This is a genomic window from Serratia sp. AS12, assembly GCF_000214195.1.
GTDB classification, from domain to species: Bacteria; Pseudomonadota; Gammaproteobacteria; order Enterobacterales; family Enterobacteriaceae; genus Serratia; species Serratia plymuthica.
The window spans coordinates 648,531-674,384 of record NC_015566.1 but is presented as its reverse complement, the minus strand read 5'-3'; the positions used below and the strand labels follow the sequence as shown (position 1 = coordinate 674,384).

Here is a 25,854-nt window from a genome sequence, read left to right as displayed (position 1 = left end):
CAATTAATAGAATTGTTCCAGCACGTCCAGCGCGTCCGCCAGTTTCTTCACGCCGAATACCTGCATATTCGCCGGCGGTTTTTTCGGTACGTTGGCATGCGGCACGATAGCGCGCTTGAAGCCGTGCTTCGCCGCCTCGGAAATGCGCTCCTGCCCACTCGGCACCGGACGAATCTCCCCCGCCAACCCCACTTCACCGAACACCACCAGATCGTTCGGCAGCGGGCGATCGCGCAGGCTGGACACCAGCGACATCAGCAACGCCAGATCGGCGCTGGTTTCGCTGACTTTTACCCCGCCGACCACGTTCACAAACACATCCTGATCCGACATCTGCAACCCGCCGTGGCGGTGCAGCACCGCCAACAGGATCGCCAGCCGGTTCTGCTCCAGGCCGACCGCGACCCGGCGCGGGTTAGACATCATCGAATGATCCACCAGCGCCTGGATCTCAACCAGCAGCGGTCGGGTTCCTTCCCAAACCACCATCACCGAACTGCCGGAGGTGACTTCATCGCCACGGCTGAGAAAGATGGCGGACGGGTTGCTGACTTCTCGCAGGCCCTGCTCGGTCATGGCGAACACGCCCAGCTCATTTACCGCACCGAAGCGGTTTTTGTGGCTGCGCAGCGTACGAAAACGCGAATCGGCATCGCCGTCCAGCAGCACCGAACAGTCGATACAGTGTTCCAGCACCTTCGGCCCGGCCAGCGAGCCGTCTTTGGTGACGTGGCCGACCATGACAATCGCCACGCCGCGCGTTTTGGCGAAGCGCGTCAGGTAGGCGGCGGTTTCCCGCACCTGCGCCACGCTGCCCGGCGAAGACTGGATATCCGCCATGTGCATCACCTGAATCGAGTCGATCACCATCAGCTTCGGCTGCTCTTGTTCGGCGATCAGGCAAATCTGCTCGATACTGGTTTCCGACAGCATGTTCAGGTTGCCGGTCGGCAACCCGAGGCGGTGAGCGCGCATCGCCACCTGTTGCAGCGATTCCTCGCCGGTGACGTACAGGGTTTTCATTTGCTCGGACAGCTTGCACAACACCTGCAACAGCAGAGTACTTTTACCGGCGCCGGGGTTGCCGCCGATCAGGATCGCGCTGCCCGGCACCACGCCGCCGCCCAGTACGCGGTCAAACTCAAGAAAGCCGGTGGAAAAACGTGGCAACTCGTCCAGGCTGATGTCCGACAGTTTTTGCACTTTGCTGATGCCGGCATCGCCGGCATAGCCGCTTAAACGCTCGGAGCGAGAAGAAGAGGACACCGCAGCCAGACGAACTTCTGTAATGCTGTTCCAGGCGTGACAAGCGCTGCACTGTCCCTGCCAGCGCGGATAATCTGCGCCGCACTCATTACATACAAACGCCCGTTTTGCTGCTTTTGCCACGTATTACCTCTTACTCGATATGTTTAGCGAACTTCGTGTTTCAGGCTGCCGGTCAGTACGCACAGCACGCCCATCAGGTCCGCATGGCGAATGGACACCTGCGCCTTGTCATACACTTTCGGTTTGGCGTGGTAGGCAATGCCCAACCCGGCCACCTGTATCATTTTCAAATCGTTGGCACCGTCGCCGATAGCCACGGTCTGCTGCGGCGGGATGCCCAGCTTTTCCGCCAGCGCGACCAGCGTATCGGCCTTGAACTGTGCGTCAACCACCGGTCCCAGCACTTCGCCGGTCAGCTTGCCATCGCGGATCCCCAGCTCGTTGGCCGCCACCGCCACCAGCTTCAGTTTGTCGCGCAGGTACTCGGCATAGTATGTGAAGCCGCCGGAAGCGATCGCCACATGCCAGTCCATCGCTTGCAGCTTGCGCACCAGGTTGATCAACCCGGGCATCAGCGGCAGTTCATCGCGTACCTGTTTGAGGATATTGGCATCGGCGCCTTTCAGCTTGCCAACGCGCTGACGCAGGCTGGCGGTAAAATCCAGCTCGCCGCGCATTGCGCGTTCGGTCACTTCCGCCACCTCATCACCCACGCCCGCCAGCTTGGCGATTTCGTCTATGCATTCAATCTCGATCGCGGTGGAGTCCATGTCCATCACCAGCAGCCCAGGGGTGCGTAAATGAGGGATCTTGCCGAGTGGCGCTACGTCCAGTCCGCTCTCCGCCGCCAGTATTTTTGCGCGCGCCGTCAGGGTGCCGGCCAGACGCACGACCTGATAATCCTCTACGCACCAGGCGGTGACGATCACCATCGCCGCGCCCAGCTTGCGCTGGAAATGAGTAATGCGCGTTTTATCCAGTTCTCTGCCATATAATAGCCAACCGGTATGGCCCGCCCGATAATCCAGCGGCATCACTTCGTCGCCGCTCAGCGAAAGGGGCAGACCCGGCCATTGAGAGATCTCTGCCGGGAGATCGCAATAGGTCAGACTATTCGACATCATTAACTCCTGAAAAAACGCTGCATGATAAAACGACGCATCAAGCTATCCTATCGCCATTGGTTCTGGCAACATAAAGTGTCCAAGATGCCCAAGGAACCTGAATGGCTCGCGCTAAACTGAAATTCCGCCTGCACCGCACCGCTATTATCCTGATTTGCCTGGCTTTGCTGGTGCTATTGATGCAGGGCGCGTCCTATTTTAGCCTGAGTCACCAGTTGGCGCGATCCGAACAGGTGGAAGAACTGGCGCAAACGCTGACCAAACAGGTGGCCTCCAGCCTGGCGCCTTTGCTCGATGACGACAGCGACGTCGACAACCAGCGCGTCGACGCCATCCTCAAACAGCTTACCGACCACAGCCGCATTCTGGACGCCAGCGTCTATCAGTTGGACGGCACGCTGGTTTCCCACGCCGGTGAACAGATCAGTATACGCGATCGCCTGTCACTTGACGGCAAACGTGCCGGCAGCTATTTCAATCACCAGTTGGTGGAATCCATTCAGGGCAAAGACGGCCCGATCGGCTTTATCCGCATTACGCTGGACACCCACGTGCTGGCGACCGAATCCAAACAGGTGGATAACACCACCAACCTGCTGCGTCTGATGATCCTGCTGGCGCTGGCCATCGGCATTATTCTGGCGCGTACCCTGCTGCAACATCGCCGCAGCCGCTGGCAGCAATCGCCGTATCTGCTGACCGCCAATACGCCGCTGGAAGAAGGTAATACGGTAGAAGACGACGATGACGACAAGCCACAGGATAAAGAAGAAACGAAACAGCCTTAAGCCAGGCACATAACTTGCTCGACATGAATAGATCGGTGAATAGATTACTGGCGCCAACTACCTGTACGGTAAAGCATTCGAAGAGAATCCTTGCGAAGGATGAATAGATTGGCACAGGGGCGCAGCAGGATGCTGCGCCCGCAGTATTGTTACTCTTTGTCGCCCAGCAGCACGGATTCCAGCGCGATAACGATCATCTCGTTAAAGGTGGTTTGGCGCTCTGCGGCGGTGGTGGCTTCGTGACGCAGAATGTGGTCGGAAACGGTACAGATGGTCAACGCCTTACAGCCGAACTCTTCATACAGCTCAGCCGCCACGCCGTAGATGCCGGCCGCTTCCATTTCTACACCCAGGATGCCGTACTTCTTCATCACCTGGAACATGTCCGGATCCGGCGTGTAGAACAGATCGGCGGAGAAGATGTTGCCCACGCGCGCCGGGATACCTTGCGCCGCCGCAGCGTCTACCGCATTGCGCACCATGTCAAAGTCGGCAATTGCCGCATAGTCATGATCTTTAAAGCGCATGCGGTTCACTTTGGAATCGGTGCAGGCACCCATGCCGATCACTACGTCACGCAGTTTGATATCGTCGCGCACTGCGCCGCAAGAACCCACGCGGATGATTTTCTTCACGCCGAACTCGGCAATCAGTTCACGCGCATAAATGGAGCAGGATGGGATACCCATACCGTGGCCCATTACGGAGATTTTGCGGCCTTTGTAGGTCCCGGTGAAGCCCAGCATGCCACGCACGTTGTTCACCTCCACCGCGCCTTCCAGGAAGGTTTCCGCGATGTATTTTGCACGCAGCGGATCGCCCGGCATCAGTACTACGTCAGCGAAATCACCCATTTCAGCATTAATGTGCGGCGTAGCCATAATTCTCTTCCTTCAAATCATATTAAATAAAAACGTTAAACGTATAAGCCTTTGGATGTCGAGCCGCAGCCAACAACGCTGCGGCTTGAAAGACAAGGCTTAGAACATGGATTTACCGTATTCCATCGGCGACACGCCAAAGTAACTGGCAACGGTCTGGCCGATGTCGGCAAAAGTCTCACGGTGGCCCAGCGAGCCCGGTTTCACTTTCGGGCCGTAAACCAATACCGGAATGTGCTCACGGGTGTGGTCGGTGCCCGGCCAGGTCGGGTCGCAGCCGTGGTCGGCGGTGAAGATAATGATGTCTTCATCTTTCACCAATTTCAGCAGCTCCGGCAGGCGGCGGTCGAACAGCTCCAGTGCGGCGGCATAACCCGCCACGTCGCGGCGGTGGCCATAAGAGGAGTCAAAATCAACAAAGTTGGTGAACACTATGGTGTTGTCGCCGGCTTTTTCCATTTCGATCAGGGTCGCGTCAAACAGCGCGTCGATGCCGGTGGCTTTCACCTTTTTGGTGATGCCGACGTTAGCGTAGATATCGGCGATTTTACCGATCGACACCACTTCACCGCCCTTCTCGTCCACCAGTTTTTTCAGCACGGTAGGTGCCGGTGGCTCTACCGCCAAATCGTGACGGTTGCCGGTACGCTGGAACTCGCCCGGCTTGTCGCCGAGGAACGGACGCGCGATAACGCGGCCAATGTTGTAACCGCCTTCGGTCAATTCTTCACGGGCGATTTCACACAGCTCATACAGACGGTCCAGACCGAAGGTCTCTTCGTGACAGGCAATCTGGAACACCGAGTCGGCGGAGGTATAGAAAATCGGTTTGCCGGTTTTCATGTGCTCTTCGCCGAGTTGATCGAGGATCACGGTGCCGGAGGAGTGACAGTTGCCGAGGTAACCCGGCAGATTGGCGCGCTCGACCAGCTTGTCCAGCAGTTCCTGCGGGAAGCTGTTGTGTTCGTCGCTGAAATAACCCCAATCGAACAATACCGGTACGCCGGCGATTTCCCAGTGGCCTGACGGCGTATCTTTACCGGAAGACAGTTCGCTCGCATAAGCGTAGGCACCGATGATATCCGCATTGCTGTCCAGCCCCTGCGGGAAGGTGCCGGTGGATTCTTCCGCCGCTTTGCCCAGGCCCAGACGGCTCAGGTTAGGCAGGGTCAGCGGGCCCTGACGGCCAACGTTGGCTTCACCGCGCGCGCAAACCTCGGCAATGTGGCCCAGGGTATCGGAACCCTTGTCGCCAAAACGCTCGGCGTCTTCGCTGGCGCCGATGCCGAATGAGTCTAGAACCATAATAAATGTACGTTTCATGCTTATCTCCTGTATACCCGTCGCCTTTCAAGCCGCAGCGTTGTTAGCTTCACGTGTAAACCCCAGCCACTTACTTAAGTAAGCTCCTGGGGATTTACACGCTAGCCGCCTAGCTGCAACTTGAAATTCATAGGGTATATCAATGTTGTAAGGACACAGCCTATTCTGTGATGCGCTTATAGACCACTGGCGTCGCTTCCGGCGCTTTATCGCTCAGCACCATAGCGCTGCGTACCGCTTCGGCCGCCTGCTGCCAACTCTCTTCGTCGTTGGCGTGGATCACCGCCAGCGGTTGCTGGGTATCCACTTTATCGCCCAGGCGCGCCATGCCGGTCAGGCCGACGCTGTAATCGATATTGTCGGTCGCGCGGCGACGACCGCCGCCCAGCGATACCACCGCCATGCCCAGCGCACGGGTATCCATCGCGCTGATAATGCCCTGTTTTTCGGCGTAAACCGGTTTGCTCAGGGTCGCTGCCGGCAGATAGCTGTCGTAGCGCTCAACAAAATCGGTCGGGCCCTGCTGTGCCGCCACCATGCGGCCAAACACTTCTGCCGCTTTGCCGTTGTCCAGCACCGCCTGCAGCTTGGCGCGCGCGTCGGCGTCATCTTTCGCCAGGCCGCCGGAAAGCAGCATTTCCACGCACAGCGCCATCGTCACTTCCAGCAGGCGCGGGTTGCGGTATTCGCCGGTCAGGAAACGCACCGCTTCTCGTACTTCCACCGCATTGCCGGCGCTGGAGGCCAGTACCTGATTCATGTCGGTCAGCAGCGCGGTAGTTTTGCACCCTGCGCCATTGGCCACGCCAACGATCGCCTGCGCCAGATCGGCCGACAGCGCATAGGTCGGCATAAAGGCGCCGGAGCCGACTTTAACGTCCATCACCAGCGCATCCAGCCCTTCCGCCAGCTTCTTCGCCAGAATAGAGGCGGTAATCAGCGGGATAGAATCCACGGTGGCGGTGATGTCGCGGGTGGCGTAGAAACGCTTGTCCGCCGGTGCCAGCGAGCTGGTCTGGCCGATAATCGCCACGCCAACGTCCTGAATAATTTTGCGGAAGGCGCTGTCGTCCGGGAAAATGTTAAAACCCGGTATGGCTTCCAGCTTGTCCAGCGTGCCGCCGGTATGGCCCAGACCGCGGCCGGAAATCATCGGCACGTAGCCGCCGCAGGCGGCCACCATAGGGCCTAGCATCAGCGAAGTGACATCGCCCACGCCGCCGGTGGAGTGCTTGTCGACCAAGGGTCCGTTCAACGACAGGCTTTTCCAATCCAGCACGGTGCCGGAATCACGCATCGCCATGGTGAGCGCCACGCGCTCCGGCATGGTCATATCGTGGAAATAAATGGTCATCGCCAGCGCGGCGATCTGACCTTCTGAAACCACATTGTCACGGATCCCATTGATGAAAAAGCGGATTTCCGCCTCGTTCAACGGCTGACCGTCACGTTTTTTACGAATAATTTCTTGTGCCAGGAACAAAGCATCCCCCTGATTGAGCGAATGTAGGGTGCAGGCAGGCGCTGCATCGCGCCTTGCCGACGTTATCGATCAGTAACCGCTTCCAGACGCTGCGGTGCTGTGGCCCAGCGTCGTCAGCAGGCTGGCTAACAGGCTGGAAGCGCCGAAACGGAAATGACGCGCATCGGCCCAGCCTTCACCCAGAATACGATCGGCAAGTTGCAGATAATGCAGCGCATCTTCTGCCGTGCGCACGCCGCCGGCCGGCTTGAAACCCACCGTTTTGGCGACGCCCAGATCGCGGATCGCCGACATCATCAGCTCTGCGCTTTCCAGCGTGGCGTTGACCGGCACTTTGCCGGTAGAGGTTTTGATAAAATCGGCACCGGCGTTAATGGCAATTTCCGATGCCTTGCGGATCAGATTGGCCTGCTTCAACTCACCGGTTTCAATAATCACTTTCAGCAGCACATTGGCCGCCTGGCAGGCTTGCTTGCATTGCTTCACCAGCTCAAAACCGACCTGCTCATTACCGGCGATCAACGCGCGGTACGGGAACACCACGTCGACTTCGTCGGCACCATAGGCGATAGCCGCACGGGTTTCCGCCAGCGCAATGTCGATATCGTCGTTGCCATGCGGAAAATTGGTGACGGTCGCGATGCGGATGTCCGGCGTCCCTTGCTCACGCAGAGCCTTGCGCGCCACCGGAATAAAGCGCGGATAAATGCAGATGGCCGCCGTATGGCCAGCCGGGCTGTTGGCCTGACGACACAGCGCGATCACTTTCTCATCGGTGTCGTCATCGTTCAGCGTGGTTAAATCCATCAGGGCCAGCGCACGTTGCGCTGCTGCGGTTAATTCGGTCATAAAACTCTCCAACTGCGAACCTGGGTGTTGGCGAGCGGACTTGGTTCCTTGAAGATAGCGCTGGGGAACGGGTTCCCACGGCGGCAACTGAGATCCTTCTCACCGCACTTGGCCCTGCATATCGTGCAGGGTCAGTAATAGCTATTTGAACACGATCGCCCGGGGCAATTCGCGCTCAGAGTCACACTATATGAAATAACACTGTAACAGGCCGGAATTATATGTGAAGAACATCACAAAATAACGCGATATCGTTCACAAATTCGCTAAAGAAACGGACGCAGGCAACGGGCACGGCATCATGTGCCCGTCTTAGAGTATAGGCGGTGTCTCGCAATAGGGCGTGGCGCACTAGTGCAGAACTATGCCAGGCTTACAGCGCCAAAAAGAACCCGGCGATGGTCGCGCTCATCAGGTTGGAGAGCGTGCCGGCCGCGACCGCCTTCAGGCCGAAGCGCGCGATGTCGTGACGACGGTTCGGCGCCATGCTGCCCAAGCCGCCAAGCAGGATCGCCACCGATGACAGGTTGGCAAAGCCGCACAGCGCAAAAGAGATGATCGCCTTGGTATGCGTCGACAGCACCTGCAACCCTTCCGCCGCCACCACGTCGTCCGGGCGCAAATAGGCGCCGAAGTTCATGTAAGCGACAAATTCATTGACGATAATCTTCTGGCCGATAAACGAGCCGGCGGTCATCGCCTCATGCCAAGGTACGCCAATCAGGAAGGCGATCGGCGAGAAGACCCAACCGAGCATCAACTCAAGCGACAGCTGCGGGTAGTCGAACCAACCACCGATACCGCCGAGAATGCCGTTCAGCAAGGCGATCAGCGCGATAAACGCCAGCAACATGGCGCCGACGTTCAACGCCAACTGCATGCCGGATGCCGCGCCGGACGCCGCCGCATCGATCACGTTGGCCGGGCGGTCATCTTCGGCGATCAGTTTCGTCGCATCGTCTTTATCGTGGGTTTTTTCGGTTTCCGGCACCATCAGTTTGGCGAACAACAACCCGCCCGGCGCGGCCATGAACGACGCGGCAATCAGGTATTCCAGCGGTACGCCCATCTGAGCATAGCCGGCCAGCACCGAACCGGCTACCGAGGCCAGGCCACCGCACATGACGGCGAAAAGTTCTGACTGGGTCATGGTGGCAATATACGGACGCACCACCAGCGGGGCTTCGGTCTGGCCGACGAAGATATTGGCGGTCGCCGACAGCGATTCGGTGCGTGAAGTGCCCAGCAGTTTGTGCAAACCGCCGCCCAATACACGGATCACCAATTGCATGATGCCCAGGTAATACAGTACGGCAATCAACGAGGAGAAGAACACGATCACCGGCAGCACGCGCAGAGCGAAGACGAAACCGCCGCCACCGAACACCTCGAACATCTTGTCGGACACCAACCCGCCGAAGATAAACGATATCCCCTGGTTGCCGTAGGCGATCACGTTAGCCACGCCGGCCGACATGCCGCCGAGAATACTGCGGCCCACCGGCACGTACAGCACCAGCGCGCCAATGGCCACCTGAATGATGAATGCCCAGACAACGGTGCGCAATTTGATGGCGCGACGGTTGCTGGAAAGCAGCACGGCTATGGCGATCAGTGCCGCCATTCCTACCAGGCTCATGATGAGTTGCATGCAAAGTATCCCTGTTGCGAAAAAGAAAATGCATCCCTACCCGGTAGATACGAGAGGGTCGCTGGAAAGTGATTTCGGGGTGCGATTATACGGAGCGGGGCAGTCCCCGCCCCGATTTATGTCACAAATACATACAACAGGAAGCAAATGAAAATCTTATAACGTGACACAAGTCACGTTTTTTAACTCATTTATCGTTCAGAAGCGAAACAGGGCGTGGGTGTTGTGTTGCAGGTGGGCGGCAATGTCATCAGGGGATTCCGGGCGCAGTTGGCACAATATCCGGAACACCTCTGCGGCGCGTTCAGGGCGGTTAGGTTGCCCCTGGTAACCAGAAAGCGGCATATCCGGCGCATCGGTTTCCAGCAACAGGGAGGTCAGCGGCAACTGGGCCATCACACTGCGGGTTTTCTGCGCCCGCTCATAACTGATGGTGCCGCCGACGCCAATGTAATAGCCCAGACGAATAAATGCCTGCGCCTGAGACAGACTGCCGGCAAAACCGTGGACCACGCCACGGCGCGGCAACGGCACGCGGCGCAGCGCGGCGGCCAGTTGATCGTGCGTGCGGCGGGAATGCAGGATCACCGGCAGATCATGCTGTTTCGCCAGCTTCAGCTGGGCAATCAACAACCGCTGCTGACGCTCAAACTGCGGGTTTTCCATGTACAGATCGAGACCTATCTCTCCGACCGCCACCAGCTTCGGCGGCCGACTGGCCAGGAACCCGGCCAACTGCTCAAGCTGCGGATCCTGATGCTGGGCTATATACAACGGGTGCAACCCCAGCGCGGCATACAGCGGCTGATGCTCGCGTGCCAGCTTCAACACCCGCGCAAAACGATCGGCGGTCACCGTCGGCACGATAATTCGCTGCACTCCCGCCTGTTCCGCCAGCGCCAGGCTTTCGTGCTCATGGCCGCTGAAGGGCGGAAAATCGAAATGGCAGTGGGTATCGGTAAAACCGTGACTCACAGCGCGCCTCCTTCACCTGGCGGCACGTCGCCCGGCAGGATAATTTTCGGTGCGACCAGGTTGGTCTCCGGTTGCGCGGCAAGGCCATGCGGATGATTGACATCGGTAATGATCGGCGATGGCATTCTGACATTTTCCGGCTGGAGCAGACGCCGCGACAGCGCCTTTTTCACTTTGACGCCGTCCCGTTCTTCCTGTTGCATCAGCCAATGGCCGACGGTCGCCAGGAAGTAGCGCCCGCAGCGGCGGCCCAGATGATAATCCTGATTCAGCGACGTCACGCGACTGCCCAACGCATTGCTGGCCAGCGGTTTGGGCGGGAAAATCTCAAAGATGCGCAGCTTGCCCGGCGGTTTCTCAATAAACTGCTGGATGCGGTGATAGCTTTGCTCATGGTGTTGCAGGATGCGCACCATCTGCTGCAGGCTGCTTTCACTCAGCCAGTGCTCCATGCGTTTCATCCACTGCGGCGTGTAATACATCTGAGAAGGCACGGTGCGGATCACCACAATGGTATCGGCACCGCGGCGGTAGGCCTCTTCGACCGGGATAGCGTCGCTGATGCCGCCGTCCTGATAGCTGACGCCGTCCAACTCTACGCCCATGCGGTAAAAGCCGGGGATGGCGCTGGAGGCTTTGATCGCCGGCAGCCAACTGGCGCGCAGCGCCGGCAGGTAAGTCGGTTCGAAGTCATCGCTGCGGCAGGCGCACATCAGGAATTCACGGCCATCGACCAGGTGCTTTTCGGCCACGTCCATCGCCAGCGGCAATTGCTGAGAAGTCGTGTCGATCAGCCAGTCGAGGTCAATCAGGTGCCCGCCACGCACAAAGCGCAGCGGGTTAAAGAAGTCAGCGGTGGTGGTGTAGCGGGTGATGACCCGCCGTGCGTAACCCATCTGGCCGCAAATAAAGGCCGAGAGGTTCTGCGCGCCGGCAGAAGTGCCGATCATCAGCTCAAAAGGGTTAAAGCGGGCACGCTGAAACTCGTCCAGCACGCCGGCGGTAAAGATGCCGCGCTGCCCGCCCCCTTCACATACCAACGCCATTTTACCGGGCCGGTACGGTTTATACGCCAGCGGTTCTATGTTGCCGAGCGTGATGGGTATTCTGTATCCCAACCCTGTATCCTCAGTGAGACGTTTTTTCCGAGGATACCTCGTCTTGCTCTCTTCCGTAATCCTCTTGCAGTACGCCAGAGAGGCAATCATTGCTTCCCATCAGCCAAATGCAGTCACTGCCGGACCATTCCGCCACGGCCTGACATAGCTGCCCTTTCAGCTGTTTCCAGCGTCCGAGGATGATGTCGCTGTTCATGACGCACCTCCCTACTGCAAGAAAAGGAATCAAGCTTTGTTACACTTTGAGAAAACTAAAGACGTCGGCGGCCGGTAAACAGGCTGACCAGGAACAGGATAATCCCCACGACGAAAACGATTTTCGCGGCCCATGCGGCGGTGCCCGCCAGCGTCCCGAAACCTAACGCCGCAGCAATCAATGCAATGACTAAAAAGATAATGCCCCAACGAAACATAAGCCTCTCCTTACGTAGGGGCGCAATAAGTTGCGCCCGTGATGACCCAATGAATCAATGTGTTCAGCATGCTGAACCCCTACCTGTAGAGCTTGGTTCTACCGTTGCTTCAATTACGGCTTAACGACCAGGTCGTTCTTGACGCTTTTCACGCCGTCGATAGCCTTGGCGATACTCTCTGCACGTTCAGCCTGCGCCTGTGTTTTCACTTCGCCGGAAAGCTGTACCACGCCGTCGGTGGTCTCTACTTTCACGTTGCGCGAAGGCACGATGTCATCAGCCAGCAGTTTGGCTTTCAGTTCGCTGGTGGTCGCGGTGTCACCGGCGTAAGCCTTCACCGACTGTTTGGCTTCATCTTTCACGTGCAGCTTGTCGCTGACGGATTTGACGCCTTCTACTTTGCCGGCCACTTCAACCGCGTGCTCGGCCTGCGCCTGGCTGCCGACAAAACCGCTCAGGGTCACGGTGCCTTTTTCCGTTTTCACGGAGATGTCGGTGCTTTTGATCGTTTTATCGTCGACCAGCGCACTTTTAACTTTAGCCGTTGTTGCGCTGTCATCCATGTAACCGTCGACTTTTTTCATGGAGCTATCGATTTTGGCACCCGCGCTGTCAGCGGCACTTGACGCTTTATTGAGCAGCGTATCTTCAGCCAGCGCGCTGCCACTAACCAGTACGGAACCCAAAACAACAGCCATCAGTGATTGTGCAAATTTGGTATTTTTCATCGATCTCTTCCTTTGGTTGCGGATCCAAATGATTGCGGATCCTTCAGCCGCCATGATGCGGCCCACTCAGTAAATACTTCACGATTTCTATACGATCAAACGTTCACGCTAAAACGATTGCTGTCACACAAGGATTATTGCAACACCTGTGCCAACCTTAAAATACCATTAAAAATCAACTACAAATAAAAAATAGCTCATTGTTTAACCTAAAATATGTCGCCAATCAGCGACAATGGCAACCTGTAAAAACAACACGTTAGCTATCTCACTGATCTTTAACAGATCGACCTGTCTCCAATTGGCAACACTGCCGAATAACTCTCTACCTATAACGTAAAAAGCAGTGAATTACGCTTATTGGATACGCCCTCCCCTGTTAAATATAGACTATAGGGCAAAAAGCGTAGGGAATACCGATGAAATCCTGGCGGCAGCGGGGGAAAGGAAAATGATGAGGGAGATTTATTAATTAGCAGAAGTAGGGTCGGGCAACATAACACAGGGCGCCCTAAGGCGCCCTGCTATTCTATCAATGTTCGCGCGTTTTGCGGAACACCACTTCCGGGTAGCGTTCCTGTGTGATATTCAGGTTAACCATGGTTGGCGCGATGTACGACAGATTGTCGCCGCCGTCCAATGCCAGGTTAAGCTCACACTTACGCTTGAACTCTTCGAATTTTTTCACGTCACTGCACTCAACCCAACGGGCAGTCGAGACGTTGACCGACTCGTACAAGGCTTCCACGTTGTATTCGCTTTTCAAGCGCGCAACGACCACCTCGAACTGCAGCACACCGACCGCGCCAACGATCAGATCGTTGTTGGCTATCGGTCGGAACACCTGCACCGCCCCTTCTTCGGACAGTTGCACCAAGCCTTTCAGCAGCTGTTTTTGCTTCAGCGGATCGCGCAGACGAATGCGGCGGAACAGCTCCGGCGCGAAGTTCGGAATACCGGTGAACTTCATGTCTTCACCCTGTGTGAAGGTATCGCCGATCTGAATGGTGCCGTGGTTGTGCAAACCAATGATATCGCCCGGATAGGCTTCTTCCACGTGCGAACGGTCACCCGCCATAAAGGTCAGGGCGTCGGAGATCACCACGTCTTTACCGGTGCGCACCTGACGCAGCTTCATGCCTTTCTCGTAGCGGCCTGAAACCACACGCATAAAGGCCACGCGGTCACGGTGTTTAGGATCCATGTTGGCCTGGATCTTGAACACGAAGCCGGTGAATTTATCTTCCGCCGCCACCACTTCACGGGTGCTGCTTTTACGCGGCATCGGTGCCGGTGCCCAGGCCACCAGGCCGTCGAGCATGTGGTCCACACCGAAGTTGCCCAAAGCGGTACCGAAGAATACCGGCGTCAAATCACCGCTCATGAAAGCTTCGTGATCGAACTCGTGGGAGGCCCCCTTCACCAGCTCCAGCTCTTCACGCAACTGCGCGGCCAGATCTTCGCCTACCGCGACGTCCAGTTCCGGGTTGTCCAACCCTTTGACGATGCGTACTTCCTGAATGGTGTGGCCTTTGCCGCTCTGGTAAAGGTAGGTTTCATCCTTGTACAGATGATAAACCCCTTTAAACAGCTTGCCGCAGCCGATAGGCCAGGTGATCGGCGAGCAAGCGATTTTCAGCTCACGCTCAACCTCATCCATCACTTCCATCGGATCGCGGATATCACGGTCCAATTTGTTCATAAAGGTCAGGATCGGCGTATCACGCAGACGGGTGACTTCCATCAGCTTGCGGGTACGATCTTCAACGCCTTTCGCGGCATCAATCACCATCAGACAGCAGTCCACGGCGGTCAGGGTACGGTAAGTATCTTCGGAGAAGTCTTCGTGCCCCGGGGTGTCCAGCAGGTTAACCAGACATTCGCGGTACGGGAACTGCATCACCGAGGTGGTGATCGAGATACCACGCTGCTTTTCCATCTCCATCCAGTCGGATTTGGCATGCTGGTTCGAGCCGCGGCCTTTTACCGTACCGGCGGTCTGGATAGCCTGTCCGAACAGCAATACCTTTTCGGTAATGGTGGTTTTACCGGCATCGGGGTGCGAGATGATGGCGAAAGTTCTTCTTTTCGAGACTTCGCGGGCAAATTCACTAGGAGACATGTTTTTCAGATTCTACGGTTAGTCCGCCCTGCGACATCATCAGAACGCGCCGCGCACGGCGCCAGGCAAAGCGGTAAATAAAAGATAATAGCCGGGCATTTTCGCTGATTTGTCAACCGGTGACAATCAATGCTTTTCCCGGCGGGGGAATAACCTTGTTTGTCATTACAAACGGAAGTCGGATGAGAGCGAAGCCCAGTGCTGCCGTAATACGGATTGGTGCTCTGCCACCATGGGCAAGTTATCCAACAAACCTGGCCATAAGGTGCGTGCCTTGTCGATGGCATCCAATAAATGCACCCGAATAGCCGGCCAGGGAATGCCGACGCGCTCCGCCCAACGCTCAAAAGTCTGCATGGAAATCATTGCCCAACGCTTTTCTCTCGCCATATTCAGCGCCACTTCTGACTCACCCGGGATATAAACCCGTGTAGTAACAATGTCATAAGCGGGAGAAAGCCGAACACCGGTTTGGTTGGGGTAGATCATGGACCAGTTTTTTACATGGGCATCGCCATTCGCCAACAAAATATTGGCCAATAAGCGGCGGGCCATCTGTTGCACATCGGCCAAGGGGTCACTGCCCCAGTCATAAAGATATGCCGCTATTTGATCATAGTTTTTTCCACGATATTTATCATGTGCATAGAGTTCAAATATTTGGGCAAAATCTTCCGTATGCACGCGCCCGCTTTCGCTACGATCAAAACGACGAATGGCGTAAGCATAAGGCTCATCAGCCAGGCGAATATCCGGTAAGTTATCCAGTTGCCCCAAAGTAACCAGCTCAATATCAGGAATATCCACACCGATAGCTTGCGCCAATCGCATCGCCGTATATTCATTTTCAGGCACGTTACGATGCACCGTCGATGGCGTTTTAATAATCCAGCTATCAGCCCCCACCTGAGAAGAAATGTTGAAGCGCCCATCTTTACGCAGCGAGGAAAACTTCATCTGCACGCCTGCCAGAGAAAATTTCTGCGTATCCAGCCCGACGTCGATTTGCACCGCTTCCAGCTCGCCGCGAGAGGTTAATGCCCAAGCGGGGATCTCATTAGCGGCAAGCGCTCGTGCCTCAAGCGCCCCCGGCAGGTTGGCGCCAGCCCAGGCCATCAAAGGAAACTCTTCATCAACATGCGTTTTCAGAGATTGGGCCAACCAGCTACGCAATGCCCCTTCAGGCAGTAAATTGGATAAAACGGGAGGAAGACGCTGTGATGACATCAAAGCCTGTTCAAGATAACCCGGGTGGGCCCGCTGTCTTAGGGTGAACAACGGACGACTGGCCTCCGGCAAAGCAAGATATTGCGGATCAAAGGTCAGGATATTCTTGCCACCGCTATAATGCGCCAACACACCAATGCGCACCTGGTGCAGCATCAGTGCCAATGCCTGTACCGATTCAACCTGCCGTTGCCCATTCATCAGCTAGTCCTCGAGATCTTTCAGTTTTTTTTCGAAGCTCTGCAATTCATCGGCTGCAGAAACCTTGTCCGCTTCTTTTTGCAGCAAGCGCTCCACATCACGCACATCGTTTTTCGGCACGATAAGGTATTCCAAATCCATCGCCGCCAATATGCGTAGCAGGGTGCTCACTCGCATATCACTGCCGGATTCAATACGCTGGTATTGCTGTTGGGTCATACCGATTTTCATCAAAAAGTCTTTTTGGTTCCAGCCCAGCTCGGTGCGTTTCTCTTTCAAAAATTTTGCTATCTCTGATGATTTCCGCATCTTTCACCTCAAAACATCTTATTGATTGTACCTACCGCAATAAACAACACATTAGTTGTTACATCAAACAAAAACAACTTATTTGCTGTACCCACGCCTAAAAACAACCCATTAGTTGTAAATAAACAACAGAACAATAAATAAGCTGTTTTTGTTCGAGATCAGGCCAGCGGCAGCGCCATCACTATCGCATCTTCACGCCCGTTGGCGCTCGGGTAGTAATTACGGCGGAGGGTCACTTCGTTAAAACCGAGATCTTCGTACAGCGCAATGGCCGCACGGTTAGAGGCGCGCACTTCAAGCCACAACGTGACGACGCCACGGGCTTCCAACTGCGCAATCAACGCTTCCAGCAGAAAACGGCCGAAACCGCGACGCTGCCAGTCGGGATGAATCGCAATATTGAACAACGTCGCTTCGTCGAGCACGATCTGGGTAATGGCGAAGCCCGCCATCTGCCCTTCGGCGTCCAGTTTCAGGTTAAGGTAACGATCGCCCTGATTGCCGGCAAAGGTGGCTTGCGTCCAGGGAAAGGCGTGACTGGCCTGCTCAATCTTGAATGCCGTGGCCAGATCGGCCGCCGTCAGGGTAGAAATACTGTTCATGATGACAAATCTGCTGCCAGAGTGCGCGCTTGGCACTCGCGTCGAGGGAAAGCTCGGCCAGTGCCGGGCTGTGTAGTTGTGCGCCGGCCACCGCGAGCGGCTCCGCGACGCCCAGCCGCCAACTGTTGCATTCGGTATCCTCAGGCAGCATCGCTACCTGGTCCGGCGTCAGGCCATAGGTTTGCGCCGGGGTCAGCCCCAGGCTGCGCAACACGTCGCAAAACAGCGGATCGTTATGCTCAGGCAGTGGCTGCGCCACCACCAGCAAACGCACATCGGGCGGCAGGCTGACCGCTACTTCGCCCTGCAACACGCCCGGGCGGCGCAATGTCCACTGCGTAATACCCAGTTGTTGTAACAGCCAGTCGCGTTTTGATGCCATGCCGATTCCTGTCAGGAGCTACCCGTTGTGGTGCGCCATGCCTGCCATGCGCCGCGCTATGCTAACAAACCCGCGCGGCCTGCGCCAACAAACCCGTCGAACATATCGCCACAAAGCTCTATAATCCCCAGCTTAATTTCCAGGAGCAAAAAACCGATGTCTGCATTAACCCCCGCCAGTGAAGTCATGCTGCGCCACAGTGATGAGTTTATTGAACGCCGCGTTCTGTTCGCCGGTGACCTGCAGGATACCCTGCCGGCCCAATTCGAAGCCGCGGATGTACGTGTCCATACCCAGCAATACCATCACTGGCAGTTACTTAACCGGGCGATGGGTGACAACGTGCAGTTCGGTCTGACCGTAGATGCCGAGTTTGTCGCCGAATGCGATACGTTGATCTACTACTGGCCGAAGAGCAAACAGGAAGCGCAGTTCCAGCTGTGCAACATCCTGGCGTTGCTGCCGGTGGGCGCAGACGTGTTCGTGGTCGGTGAGAACCGCAGCGGCGTGCGCAGTGCGGAACAGATAATGGAAGACTACGCCACCTTGGTGAAAATCGACAGCGCCCGTCGCTGTGGCCTGTATCACGGTCGCCTGGATGCCCAAACCGAATTTGATTTGAACGACTGGTGGGAAAGCTACCCGTTGCACGATCTGGAAGTGAAAACCCTGCCGGGCGTGTTCAGCCGCGATGGGCTGGACGTAGGCAGCTCACTGCTGCTGTCGACCCTGGAAAAACACATGAAGGGCAAAGTGTTGGATCTGGGCTGTGGTGCCGGCGTGATGGCCTCGGTGCTGTCAAAGCTGTCGCCTAAGGTGAAGCTGACGCTCAGCGACGTCAACGCCGCCGCGGTGGAATCCAGCCGCGCTACGCTGGCCGCCAACGGTATCGAGGGCGAAGTGATCGTCAGTAACGTCTATTCCGACATTACCGGCCGCTTCGACATGATCATCTCCAACCCGCCGTTCCACGATGGCCTGCAAACCAGCCTGACCGCAGCCGAAACCCTGATCCGCGGTGCGTTAAAACACCTGCCGATAGGCGGTCGTCTGCGTATCGTGGCCAACGCCTTCCTGCCGTACCCGGACATTCTGGACGCCACCTTCGGCAGCCACGAAGTGCTGGCGCAGAACGGCCGCTTCAAGGTATATCAAGCCACCGTAGCCCGTGCGCCGCGCGATGCGAAGAAAAAGAAGTAACGACTAGCCACTGAATATCATGGCCAGAGCGCAGCGTTTCCACGCTGCGCTTTTTTTTAGCCGTTGATGTAGGTCATCGACTCGGCGCCATAGCGCGGGCCCGCCGCCGCCTGGTACGGGAACACCGCCTCAATCGCCGCAAGTTCAGCCTCGTTCAGCGTCAGCTCAGCCGCCGCGATATTCTCCTCCAGATAACGGCGACGCTTGGTGCCCGGGATCGGCACAATGTGTTCGCCCTGCGCCAATACCCAGGCCAGCGCCAGCTGTGACGGTGCGACGCCTTTTTGTTTGGCCAGCTCGGCGACCTTTTCCACCAACGCCAGATTGCGGGCAAAGTTCTCGCCCTGGAAGCGCGGGTTACTGAGGCGGAAGTCGTCGGCGTCCAGATCCTCCGGCCGCTGGATCGCTCCGGTCAGGAAACCGCGTCCCAGCGGGCTGTAAGGCACAAAACCGATGCCCAGCCGCGAGCAGGCCGCCAACGTTCCCTGCTCGGCATCACGCGTCCACAGAGAATATTCGGTTTGCAACGCGGTAATCGGATGCACCTTGTGCGCACGCTCCAGCGTGGCGACCGAAGCCTCACTCAGCCCGATATAACGAATTTTACCTTCGCTAATCAGGTCCGCCATGGTGCCCACCACCTCTTCAATCGGCACCTCAGGATCCACACGGTGCTGGTAGTAAAGATCGATCACTTCAACCCCAAGCCGCTGCAGGCTGCCCTCCACCGAGCGGCGAATATATTCCGGCCGGCTGCTGACGCCCCGGGCGGCAGGATCGGTCGGATCGCGCAGAATGCCGAACTTGGTGGCCAGAAAGACCTGATCCCGTTTGCCCTTGATCGCTTTGCCAATCAGTTGCTCATTGGTATGCGGCCCGTACATATCGGCGGTATCCAGCAGGGTTACCCCCAGCTCCAGTGCCCGATGCAAAGTGGCAATGGCTTCTTTTTCATCGGAATCAGTCGAATAAAAGTCACTCATTCCCATGCATCCCAAACCCAGAGCGGAAACGACCGGCCCGTTAAATCCTAATGTGCGCTGTTGCATTGTGCTGCCCTCTTGCTGTTTTTTTAAACCGGAATGGTGTCGCAACAAAGTCTGGTTGTTTACCCTGTAAAGATAAATAATGCAGATTACTCATCACTGTTCAAAAATCGCTAACAATCACGGACGGTAAAATGGATCAGGTTCAGGCCATGCGTATTTTCACCCGTATCGTCGAGCTGGGCAGCTTTAGCCGGGCGGCCGAGCGCTTGCAACTGCCGCGCGCCACGGTCAGCAACGTGCTGAAACGGCTGGAACAGCGCCTCGGCGTACGGCTGCTGATCCGCACCACCCGTCAGGTGCAGGTGACCAGCGAAGGCACGCTCTATTATCAGCGCTGCATACAACTGCTGGGCGCGCTGGAAGAAGCGGATACGCTGTTCAGCAGTCATAAGCTGCAACCTTCCGGTAAGGTACGTATCGATATGCCGCATTCGCTGGCACGTGAAGTCGTTATCCCGGCGCTGGATGATTTTTATCGGCGCTATCCGGACATTACGCTGGCGTTAGGCGCCAATGACACTCACGTGGATCTGCTGCGTGAAGGCGTGGACTGCGTGCTGCGCGCCTGGGAAACCGAAGACGACAGCTTGGTGGCGCGACGCATCGCCATGCTGCCGCAGTTAACCTGCGCCTCTCCCGGTTACCTGGCGGCGTTCGGCGTACCGCAGTCCATTGACGACCTGCAGCAACACCGCGCGGTGGGGTATTTTTCCCTCGCCAACAACCGTGACTACCCGCTGGAATTTTGCCGCAGCGGGAAAGTGGAACGGCGCGAACTGCCCGCAAGGCTGAGCGTCAGCGGCGCCGATGCTTACACCAGCGGCTGTCGCGCCGGTATGGGGTTGATACAGGCGGCGCACTATTCGTTGGCGCCGTGGCTGGAAAACGGGGAGTTGGTGGAAGTGCTGGCGGAAACGCCACCGCCGCCGATGCCGATTTACATCATGTATCCGCCCGGCCGATTTCTCGCGCCACGGGTCAGAGTATTGATTGACTGGCTGATTTGGCTGTTTGAAAACCCTAAAAGCAGCGATATGGCTGTTTTTCCAGCAAACGCCCGCAAACAGGGGAAATAACTATTGACGTACCCGCCAAAATCTCTAGAATTCGCCTCCGTGGTACGTTACTCCGGTAATGTTTCTTGGAATGCGAAGGTGGCGGAATTGGTAGACGCGCTAGCTTCAGGTGTTAGTGTCCTTACGGACGTGAGGGTTCAAGTCCCTCTCTTCGCACCAAATAACCACATGATTTATATTGCACAGCATCAATGCGAAGGTGGCGGAATTGGTAGACGCGCTAGCTTCAGGTGTTAGTGTTCTTACGGACGTGAGGGTTCAAGTCCCTCTCTTCGCACCAAGCTGGTGATATAAATCGAAAGCAAAATAAAGATATCGGCTGTGCGAAGGTGGCGGAATTGGTAGACGCGCTAGCTTCAGGTGTTAGTGTTCTTACGGACGTGAGGGTTCAAGTCCCTCTCTTCGCACCAATCGATAATTCTCTCCGGTAATATTCCCGAAGTCATTCCCAGTAAAACGATAATGAACACGCGAAAGCGTGGTTTTTGCGTTTTCAGCCCAGATTGAAGTTCAGACCGATAGCCGCCAATCCACCGGCCAGCGCCATGCAGGAAGGCAGCAGCAAATAATGACGCCAGCGGCTGTTAAACAGCATCACCAACGTCGCTAACATGGCGATCACGATTAGCGTGCGCAGTTGCATCATATCCAGGTTGATCAACGCCAGTAACGGCATCAAGGCGCAGGGCAGCAGAACGCCCCAGGCGCTGGCCAAACGGTTGCCCAGGCACCAACTGACGCCCCACAACCCACACGCGGCAATCATGGCTGCAATCATGATAACCCTACCCTTCAAGTGATAATGAGAACCAATATCATATACCACTTTTTTTCACTGCGCATCATTTTCACCGCTGCGGCCAAACGCGGATGACAGAACGGCGAAAAAATGATAGTTTGCGATAAGAAAATTCTTAGTCGCCGTAGCGTGCTAATAATTACAATTAAAAACCATGTAATACAGGTGTTTAATTCACGCTGAAAGAATCTTTCTAACCTTAATTTTTCGACAGATCGATATTGTAAAGAGTGAACTCCGTATGAACGCGCGTTCTTATCAGGAACTGCTGACTAGCAAGCACCGCTTATCATTGTTTTTGTTTTTATTGATGAACGCGGCCTCTTCTATATTTACAATATTGGTTCCGTTTCAGGGCAAACCCGCATTTACCCTACCTTTATTAGCCATACCGCTATTTTGTCTGGTTGCATTGTTATTTACCCTGCAATCCATGCGGCAATTCGTCAAAAAGCTTAATCTGTTTTCATGCGTTATTGGCCTGCTGTGGGCAGCGCATATTTACATTAAAAGTCAGTACTATGCGCCGAATAACCAAGGCTTTTTATTACTTAGCCTGTTCAGTATGTTCTTTATCAGCGCTATTGCCTTAACCGATAACTTTATCGCTTTTTGTCTGCATGCCGTTCCGTCCGCGCTGGTCATTCTATTTCTGGATGGTATGCACAATACCGTGCGGATAGTTTTCACCACAGTGCTGCCGATTATCGCTTTCTCAATCCATCACCTCATGCTCAAGCGCAGCGAAGCCTTTACCAAGACGCTGGTGGCTAACCTGTATAACGAACGAGACAGGTTCAGTAATTTAAGCATGATCGATCCGTTAACCGGCCTTTATAATCGGCGTGGCCTGGAGAACAAGATCAATATGTTGCCGGAGTCCCAATCGGGTCGCCATTTTGTTCTGTTGCTCGATATTGACCACTTCAAAGCCTATAACGATAACTATGGCCACACCATGGGCGATCAGGCGCTGGTGCAAGTGGCTATCGCCATCCGCGACTCGGTGCGTTCGCGCGATATTGTGGTACGCTACGGCGGGGAAGAGTTTCTGGTGCTGCTGACCAACGTCAGAGAAGATTACGCCGCGCAACTGGCTGAACGAGTGCGCCAGCGCGTGCAGGAATTGAAAATCCCCCACCGTTTTAACCAGTTAGAGATGACCAACGTCACGCTCAGCGCCGGCATCGCCATGCTGGACAAGCTTGACGTGGCCTCGGCGATCCGCGCGGCCGATGCGGCGCTGTATCTGGCTAAAAACAACGGCCGCAACAATATCCAGCTGGCGGAAAACGTGCAGGCTGCGGTGACCCCATGACAAGCTGACCGCTGCCCCGCGTTATCATTTGCGGGGGAAAGCGAGAAACCTCATGCGCTCGTCGTCGGAGTACGCAAAGGTTTCAACCCGTTCAGCAGCAGTTCCACCCCATCCAGTGCCTGCGCCAACGCTTGCGTGTCCTCAGGGCGATTGGCGATCCAAAAAGCCGCGTCCATCAAGCCGCCATTAATCAGATGCGCCAGCACTTCGGGCGAGGTTGGCGCGATATGTTTTTCTTCCATCAACGTCTTCAGCATGCGGGTCATCGAAGCAACGCATTGCAATTTGCCGGCCTGCAAATACTCCGCGCCAAGTACCGACGGCGAATCGCGCAGCAAAATACGCTGCACTTCCGACGCCATCGTCATCTCAAGATAAGCCCGGCAGCGCCCTTTGAATGCACTCCAGTTATCCGGCGCGTGGGCGGAAATATCGGCCAGGCGCGCGTCCATTTCTGCATCGATTTCCTGCGCCACGGCAAGAAACAACCCTTTTTTATCGCCAAAGTGGTGATACAGCGCGCCGCGCGTCATGCCGGCTTGCGCCGTGAGCTCATCCATCACCGTATCGGCATATCCAACGCGGCCAAATTGCTGACGCGCGGTCGCAACCAACTTTTTGCGCGTTTCCTCAATCATTTCCGTTCGTGCTTTACGTGCCATTTTGACGCTCCGGGCTTAGGGTCATGACGTTATAATTGACATACGTAGCGTATGTCAATTAGGTTTACATACGCCTCGTATGTCAATGAGTGAAATGAGGTCCAATGTTACCCCATCAATACTCTGGAGTTTTTATGGCCAACCCTTACCTCGAACTTTTCAGCACGCCGGGCACCAAAGCATTTTCCCTTGCCGGGCTTATCGCACGCATGCCCCTCTCCATGCTCGGGATCGGCATCATCACCATGCTCGCACAGTTGCGGGGGTCTTATTGGCTGGCCGGAGCCGTAGCGGCGACCTTTGCGTTTTCAATGGCGCTGCTGGCGCCGCAGATCTCACGCGCGGTTGATCGCCTGGGGCAGCGCCGCGTGCTGCCCTGCGTCACCGCCGTCAGCGTAGTTGGCGTGCTGTCATTGCTGCTGTGTACGCATTATCAGGCACCCGACTGGACGCTGTTCGTCTTTGCGGCGGTGTCCGGCTGCATGCCCAGCATGCCGGCCATGGTCAGAGCCCGCTGGACCGAGATCTTGCGTGGCACACCGCGCCTGCACACCGCATTTTCGTTTGAGTCCGTGCTCGATGAAGTCTGTTTTATTATCGGCCCCCCCATTTCAGTTGGCCTCAGCGTCGCGATCTTTCCGGAGGCGGGGCCATTGGCCGCCGCCATTTTGCTGACGATGGGCGTCGCGGCCTTTGTCTGGCAAACAGGCTCGGAACCGCCGGTTTATCCGGACGACGGCGCGGCTCGCGGCTCCGTCGTCAAGCAGGTGCCGATGCAGATACTGGTGCTGGCTTTAGTCGCGTTGGGCACCATTGTCGGCACCGTGGACGTCATCAGCGTCGCCTTTGCCGAACAGCTTGGGCAACCTGCCGCAGCCAGCCTGGTGCTGTCGGTTTACGCCATCGGGTCTTGCCTGGCCGGGTTGATTTTCGGCGCCATGAAAATCCCGGTTCCCCTGCCCCGCCTGTTTTTATACGCCGCTCTGGCCACGGCGATGACCGCATTGCCCTTGCTGCTGGTTGAGGATATTTTCACGCTGGCGGCCACGGTGTTTGTCGCGGGCCTGTTCTTTGCCCCGACCATGATCATTGCGATGGGGTTGGTTGAAAATATCGTTCCGCCCTCCCGGTTAACGGAAGGATTAACCTGGATGATCACCGGGCTGGGGATTGGCGTAGCGCTCGGCGCCGCTCTGGCGGGATGGGTTGTCGATGAAACCGGGGTAAAAGCCGGGTTCATCATTACGATTTCTGCCGGCCTGGTGGTATTGCTGGTCGCCGCCGGCGGTTACCGTCTGCTGCAAAAATCCGTGCATGCACCCTGACGGGAAATGGCCGGCTAGCGTTAGGCCGGTTCCCAAATAGCCTTGCCGCCCCATCGGCTTTCTATCGCCCCCACGAATCGTTTCACTTTGGGCGAAAGATAGCGCCGGGTGGGATAAACGGCGCATATTGGCGCTTCAGCCCGGCAATATCGCTCCAGTACCGGCACCAGCGTGCCGGCCGAGAGTTGTTCGCCAACCAGAAAAGCACCAAGTTGACACAAACCAACACCGGCGAGCGCCGAGTCCCGCAATGCTTCGGTGTTGTTGAAACGCATTCTTCCGCCGACAGGTTCGTCGCGATGTTGTCCATTCACCTGATAGCGCCAGGGAACCGGCATTCCCTGGTGCGAGAACACCAAACGGTGGTGATCAACCAGATCGTCCGGCGTCTGAGGCACGCCATGGTTCTCCAAATAGCCTGGTGAAGCACAGGTTATCAACCGGTGTGGTGCGAGGACTTTGCGTACCAGCCGGCTGTCATCATTACCGCCAATGCGGATAGCCAAATCGATCCCCTCGCGCACCAGATCGCTGTAGTCATCGGAAAACGTCACCTCTACATCCACTTCCGGCCATTGGACCAGGAAATCCCTCAAAATCGGTAAAATATGCAAACGGCCAAAGGCGACGGGAAGATCGATACGCAAGCGTCCTCTGGGCGTTTGATGCCGCTGATTTATCGCCGTCTCCGCTTCATCAACTTCCGCCAGAATCCGCAGCGCATGTTCATAAAACACCAGACCTTCTTCGGTCAGGCTCACGCTGCGCGTCGTCCGGTGCAGAAGCCGGGTGGCCAACCGCTCTTCCAGCCGATTAACGCTTTTCCCCGCCGACGAGCGGGATATGCCGAGTCTCTCGGCCGCCAGAGTAAAACTACGCGCATCAGCGACCCGCACAAACACCAGCAGATCGGACAGGTTATCCAGCGGCATCGCCATTAAATTAGCCACGCTTTGTCCCCAATGTTACTCATTTAG

At 56.3% G+C, this 25,854-nt stretch carries 26 protein-coding genes and 3 tRNA genes; 8 read left to right on the top strand and 21 right to left on the bottom strand.

Features of this window, described 5'->3' with window-relative positions; all coding sequences use genetic code 11:
• Positions 1–3: 3 nt before the first annotated feature.
• Together radA and serB are read right to left on the bottom strand one after the other, a co-directional pair.
• A complete protein-coding gene (gene radA / locus SERAS12_RS03105) occupies positions 4–1,389 on the bottom strand; it encodes a DNA repair protein RadA (protein ID WP_004949941.1) in 1,386 nt (461 codons plus the stop codon).
• 23 nt (positions 1,390–1,412) lie between these two features.
• A complete protein-coding gene (serB, locus tag SERAS12_RS03100; RefSeq protein ID WP_013811426.1) occupies positions 1,413–2,390 on the bottom strand; it encodes a phosphoserine phosphatase in 978 nt (325 codons plus the stop codon).
• Positions 2,391–2,494: 104 nt separating this feature from the next.
• Between serB and SERAS12_RS03095 the strand changes: the two genes are divergently transcribed.
• A complete protein-coding gene (locus tag SERAS12_RS03095; RefSeq protein WP_006320030.1) occupies positions 2,495–3,181 on the top strand; it encodes a YtjB family periplasmic protein in 687 nt (228 codons plus the stop codon).
• A gap of 149 nt (positions 3,182–3,330) precedes the next feature.
• Here the strand turns inward: SERAS12_RS03095 and deoD are convergent, their stop codons facing one another.
• The 15 genes from deoD to SERAS12_RS03025 form a co-directional block, all read right to left on the bottom strand.
• Positions 3,331–4,062 (bottom strand): purine-nucleoside phosphorylase, encoded by a 732-nt coding sequence (deoD, locus tag SERAS12_RS03090; RefSeq protein ID WP_006320026.1) that lies wholly within the window; start codon positions 4,060–4,062, stop codon positions 3,331–3,333.
• Positions 4,063–4,161: 99 nt separating this feature from the next.
• Positions 4,162–5,385 (bottom strand): phosphopentomutase, encoded by a 1,224-nt coding sequence (gene deoB, locus SERAS12_RS03085; protein ID WP_013811425.1) that lies wholly within the window; start codon positions 5,383–5,385, stop codon positions 4,162–4,164.
• 160 nt (positions 5,386–5,545) lie between these two features.
• On the bottom strand, positions 5,546–6,868 hold the full coding sequence (gene deoA / locus SERAS12_RS03080) for a thymidine phosphorylase (RefSeq protein WP_013811424.1): 1,323 nt from the start codon (positions 6,866–6,868) through the stop codon (positions 5,546–5,548).
• Positions 6,869–6,937: 69 nt separating this feature from the next.
• Positions 6,938–7,717, bottom strand: coding sequence for a deoxyribose-phosphate aldolase (gene deoC, locus SERAS12_RS03075; protein WP_013811423.1), 780 nt, complete (start codon positions 7,715–7,717; stop codon positions 6,938–6,940).
• 373 nt (positions 7,718–8,090) lie between these two features.
• Positions 8,091–9,368 (bottom strand): NupC/NupG family nucleoside CNT transporter, encoded by a 1,278-nt coding sequence (locus SERAS12_RS03070; RefSeq protein ID WP_006320018.1) that lies wholly within the window; start codon positions 9,366–9,368, stop codon positions 8,091–8,093.
• Between the two features lie 198 nt (positions 9,369–9,566).
• Positions 9,567–10,343: a metal-dependent hydrolase gene (locus SERAS12_RS03065; protein ID WP_013811422.1), complete on the bottom strand. Its 777-nt coding sequence runs from the start codon at positions 10,341–10,343 to the stop codon at positions 9,567–9,569.
• Complete coding sequence (locus SERAS12_RS03060) at positions 10,340–11,461, bottom strand: patatin family protein (RefSeq protein WP_013811421.1); 1,122 nt, start codon at positions 11,459–11,461, stop codon at positions 10,340–10,342. Before SERAS12_RS03060 ends, SERAS12_RS03065 begins: the two co-directional genes overlap by 4 nt.
• Positions 11,462–11,471: 10 nt before the next feature.
• Positions 11,472–11,657 carry a hypothetical protein gene (locus SERAS12_RS03055; protein ID WP_013811420.1) on the bottom strand — a complete coding sequence of 62 codons (186 nt, stop codon included), beginning with the start codon at positions 11,655–11,657 and terminating at the stop codon, positions 11,472–11,474.
• A gap of 55 nt (positions 11,658–11,712) precedes the next feature.
• The gene (locus SERAS12_RS25280; protein ID WP_004949916.1) at positions 11,713–11,874 is read right to left on the bottom strand and encodes a DUF1328 domain-containing protein; all 162 of its coding nucleotides are present in this window, start codon (positions 11,872–11,874) and stop codon (positions 11,713–11,715) included.
• A 113-nt stretch (positions 11,875–11,987) separates the two neighbouring features.
• On the bottom strand, positions 11,988–12,602 hold the full coding sequence (gene osmY, locus SERAS12_RS03050; protein WP_004949915.1) for a molecular chaperone OsmY: 615 nt from the start codon (positions 12,600–12,602) through the stop codon (positions 11,988–11,990).
• 532 nt (positions 12,603–13,134) lie between these two features.
• Complete coding sequence (gene prfC / locus SERAS12_RS03045; RefSeq protein WP_013811419.1) at positions 13,135–14,724, bottom strand: peptide chain release factor 3; 1,590 nt, start codon at positions 14,722–14,724, stop codon at positions 13,135–13,137.
• A 165-nt stretch (positions 14,725–14,889) separates the two neighbouring features.
• Positions 14,890–16,152 (bottom strand): type II toxin-antitoxin system HipA family toxin, encoded by a 1,263-nt coding sequence (locus SERAS12_RS03040; RefSeq protein WP_013811418.1) that lies wholly within the window; start codon positions 16,150–16,152, stop codon positions 14,890–14,892.
• Positions 16,153–16,155: 3 nt separating this feature from the next.
• Positions 16,156–16,461 carry a helix-turn-helix domain-containing protein gene (locus SERAS12_RS03035; RefSeq protein ID WP_006323491.1) on the bottom strand — a complete coding sequence of 102 codons (306 nt, stop codon included), beginning with the start codon at positions 16,459–16,461 and terminating at the stop codon, positions 16,156–16,158.
• Positions 16,462–16,622: 161 nt separating this feature from the next.
• A complete protein-coding gene (gene rimI / locus SERAS12_RS03030; protein ID WP_013811417.1) occupies positions 16,623–17,066 on the bottom strand; it encodes a ribosomal protein S18-alanine N-acetyltransferase in 444 nt (147 codons plus the stop codon).
• Positions 17,011–17,448 (bottom strand): DNA polymerase III subunit psi, encoded by a 438-nt coding sequence (locus SERAS12_RS03025; RefSeq protein ID WP_006323488.1) that lies wholly within the window; start codon positions 17,446–17,448, stop codon positions 17,011–17,013. Before SERAS12_RS03025 ends, rimI begins: the two co-directional genes overlap by 56 nt.
• Positions 17,449–17,604: 156 nt before the next feature.
• Between SERAS12_RS03025 and rsmC the strand changes: the two genes are divergently transcribed.
• On the top strand, positions 17,605–18,648 hold the full coding sequence (rsmC, locus tag SERAS12_RS03020; protein ID WP_013811416.1) for a 16S rRNA (guanine(1207)-N(2))-methyltransferase RsmC: 1,044 nt from the start codon (positions 17,605–17,607) through the stop codon (positions 18,646–18,648).
• Between the two features lie 56 nt (positions 18,649–18,704).
• On the opposite strand, the gene SERAS12_RS03015 is transcribed toward rsmC, so the two are convergent.
• The gene (locus SERAS12_RS03015; RefSeq protein WP_013811415.1) at positions 18,705–19,697 is read right to left on the bottom strand and encodes an aldo/keto reductase; all 993 of its coding nucleotides are present in this window, start codon (positions 19,695–19,697) and stop codon (positions 18,705–18,707) included.
• A 131-nt stretch (positions 19,698–19,828) separates the two neighbouring features.
• Between SERAS12_RS03015 and SERAS12_RS03010 the strand changes: the two genes are divergently transcribed.
• The 4 genes from SERAS12_RS03010 to SERAS12_RS02995 all read left to right on the top strand — a co-directional run bounded on the left by SERAS12_RS03010 (position 19,829) and on the right by SERAS12_RS02995 (position 21,183).
• Complete coding sequence (locus tag SERAS12_RS03010) at positions 19,829–20,773, top strand: LysR family transcriptional regulator (protein WP_013811414.1); 945 nt, start codon at positions 19,829–19,831, stop codon at positions 20,771–20,773.
• A 72-nt stretch (positions 20,774–20,845) separates the two neighbouring features.
• A tRNA-Leu gene (locus SERAS12_RS03005) sits at positions 20,846–20,932 on the top strand.
• A gap of 34 nt (positions 20,933–20,966) precedes the next feature.
• Positions 20,967–21,053, top strand: a tRNA-Leu gene (locus SERAS12_RS03000).
• Positions 21,054–21,096: 43 nt separating this feature from the next.
• A tRNA-Leu gene (locus tag SERAS12_RS02995) sits at positions 21,097–21,183 on the top strand.
• A gap of 83 nt (positions 21,184–21,266) precedes the next feature.
• Here the strand turns inward: SERAS12_RS02995 and SERAS12_RS02990 are convergent.
• Positions 21,267–21,551 (bottom strand): DUF1435 domain-containing protein, encoded by a 285-nt coding sequence (locus SERAS12_RS02990; protein WP_013811413.1) that lies wholly within the window; start codon positions 21,549–21,551, stop codon positions 21,267–21,269.
• Between the two features lie 262 nt (positions 21,552–21,813).
• Between SERAS12_RS02990 and SERAS12_RS02985 the strand changes: the two genes are divergently transcribed.
• Positions 21,814–22,890, top strand: a complete 1,077-nt coding sequence (locus SERAS12_RS02985) for a diguanylate cyclase (protein WP_013811412.1) — start codon at positions 21,814–21,816, stop codon at positions 22,888–22,890.
• A 50-nt stretch (positions 22,891–22,940) separates the two neighbouring features.
• Here the strand turns inward: SERAS12_RS02985 and SERAS12_RS02980 are convergent, their stop codons facing one another.
• Positions 22,941–23,552, bottom strand: a complete 612-nt coding sequence (locus tag SERAS12_RS02980; protein WP_013811411.1) for a TetR/AcrR family transcriptional regulator — start codon at positions 23,550–23,552, stop codon at positions 22,941–22,943.
• A gap of 134 nt (positions 23,553–23,686) precedes the next feature.
• Here SERAS12_RS02980 and SERAS12_RS02975 point away from each other — a divergent pair, with 134 nt between their 5' ends.
• The gene (locus tag SERAS12_RS02975; RefSeq protein ID WP_013811410.1) at positions 23,687–24,877 is read left to right on the top strand and encodes an MFS transporter; all 1,191 of its coding nucleotides are present in this window, start codon (positions 23,687–23,689) and stop codon (positions 24,875–24,877) included.
• Between the two features lie 20 nt (positions 24,878–24,897).
• On the opposite strand, the gene SERAS12_RS02970 is transcribed toward SERAS12_RS02975, so the two are convergent.
• Entirely contained in the window at positions 24,898–25,815 is a 918-nt protein-coding gene (locus SERAS12_RS02970; RefSeq protein WP_013811409.1) for a LysR family transcriptional regulator, read from the bottom strand.
• Positions 25,816–25,854 lie beyond the last annotated feature (39 nt).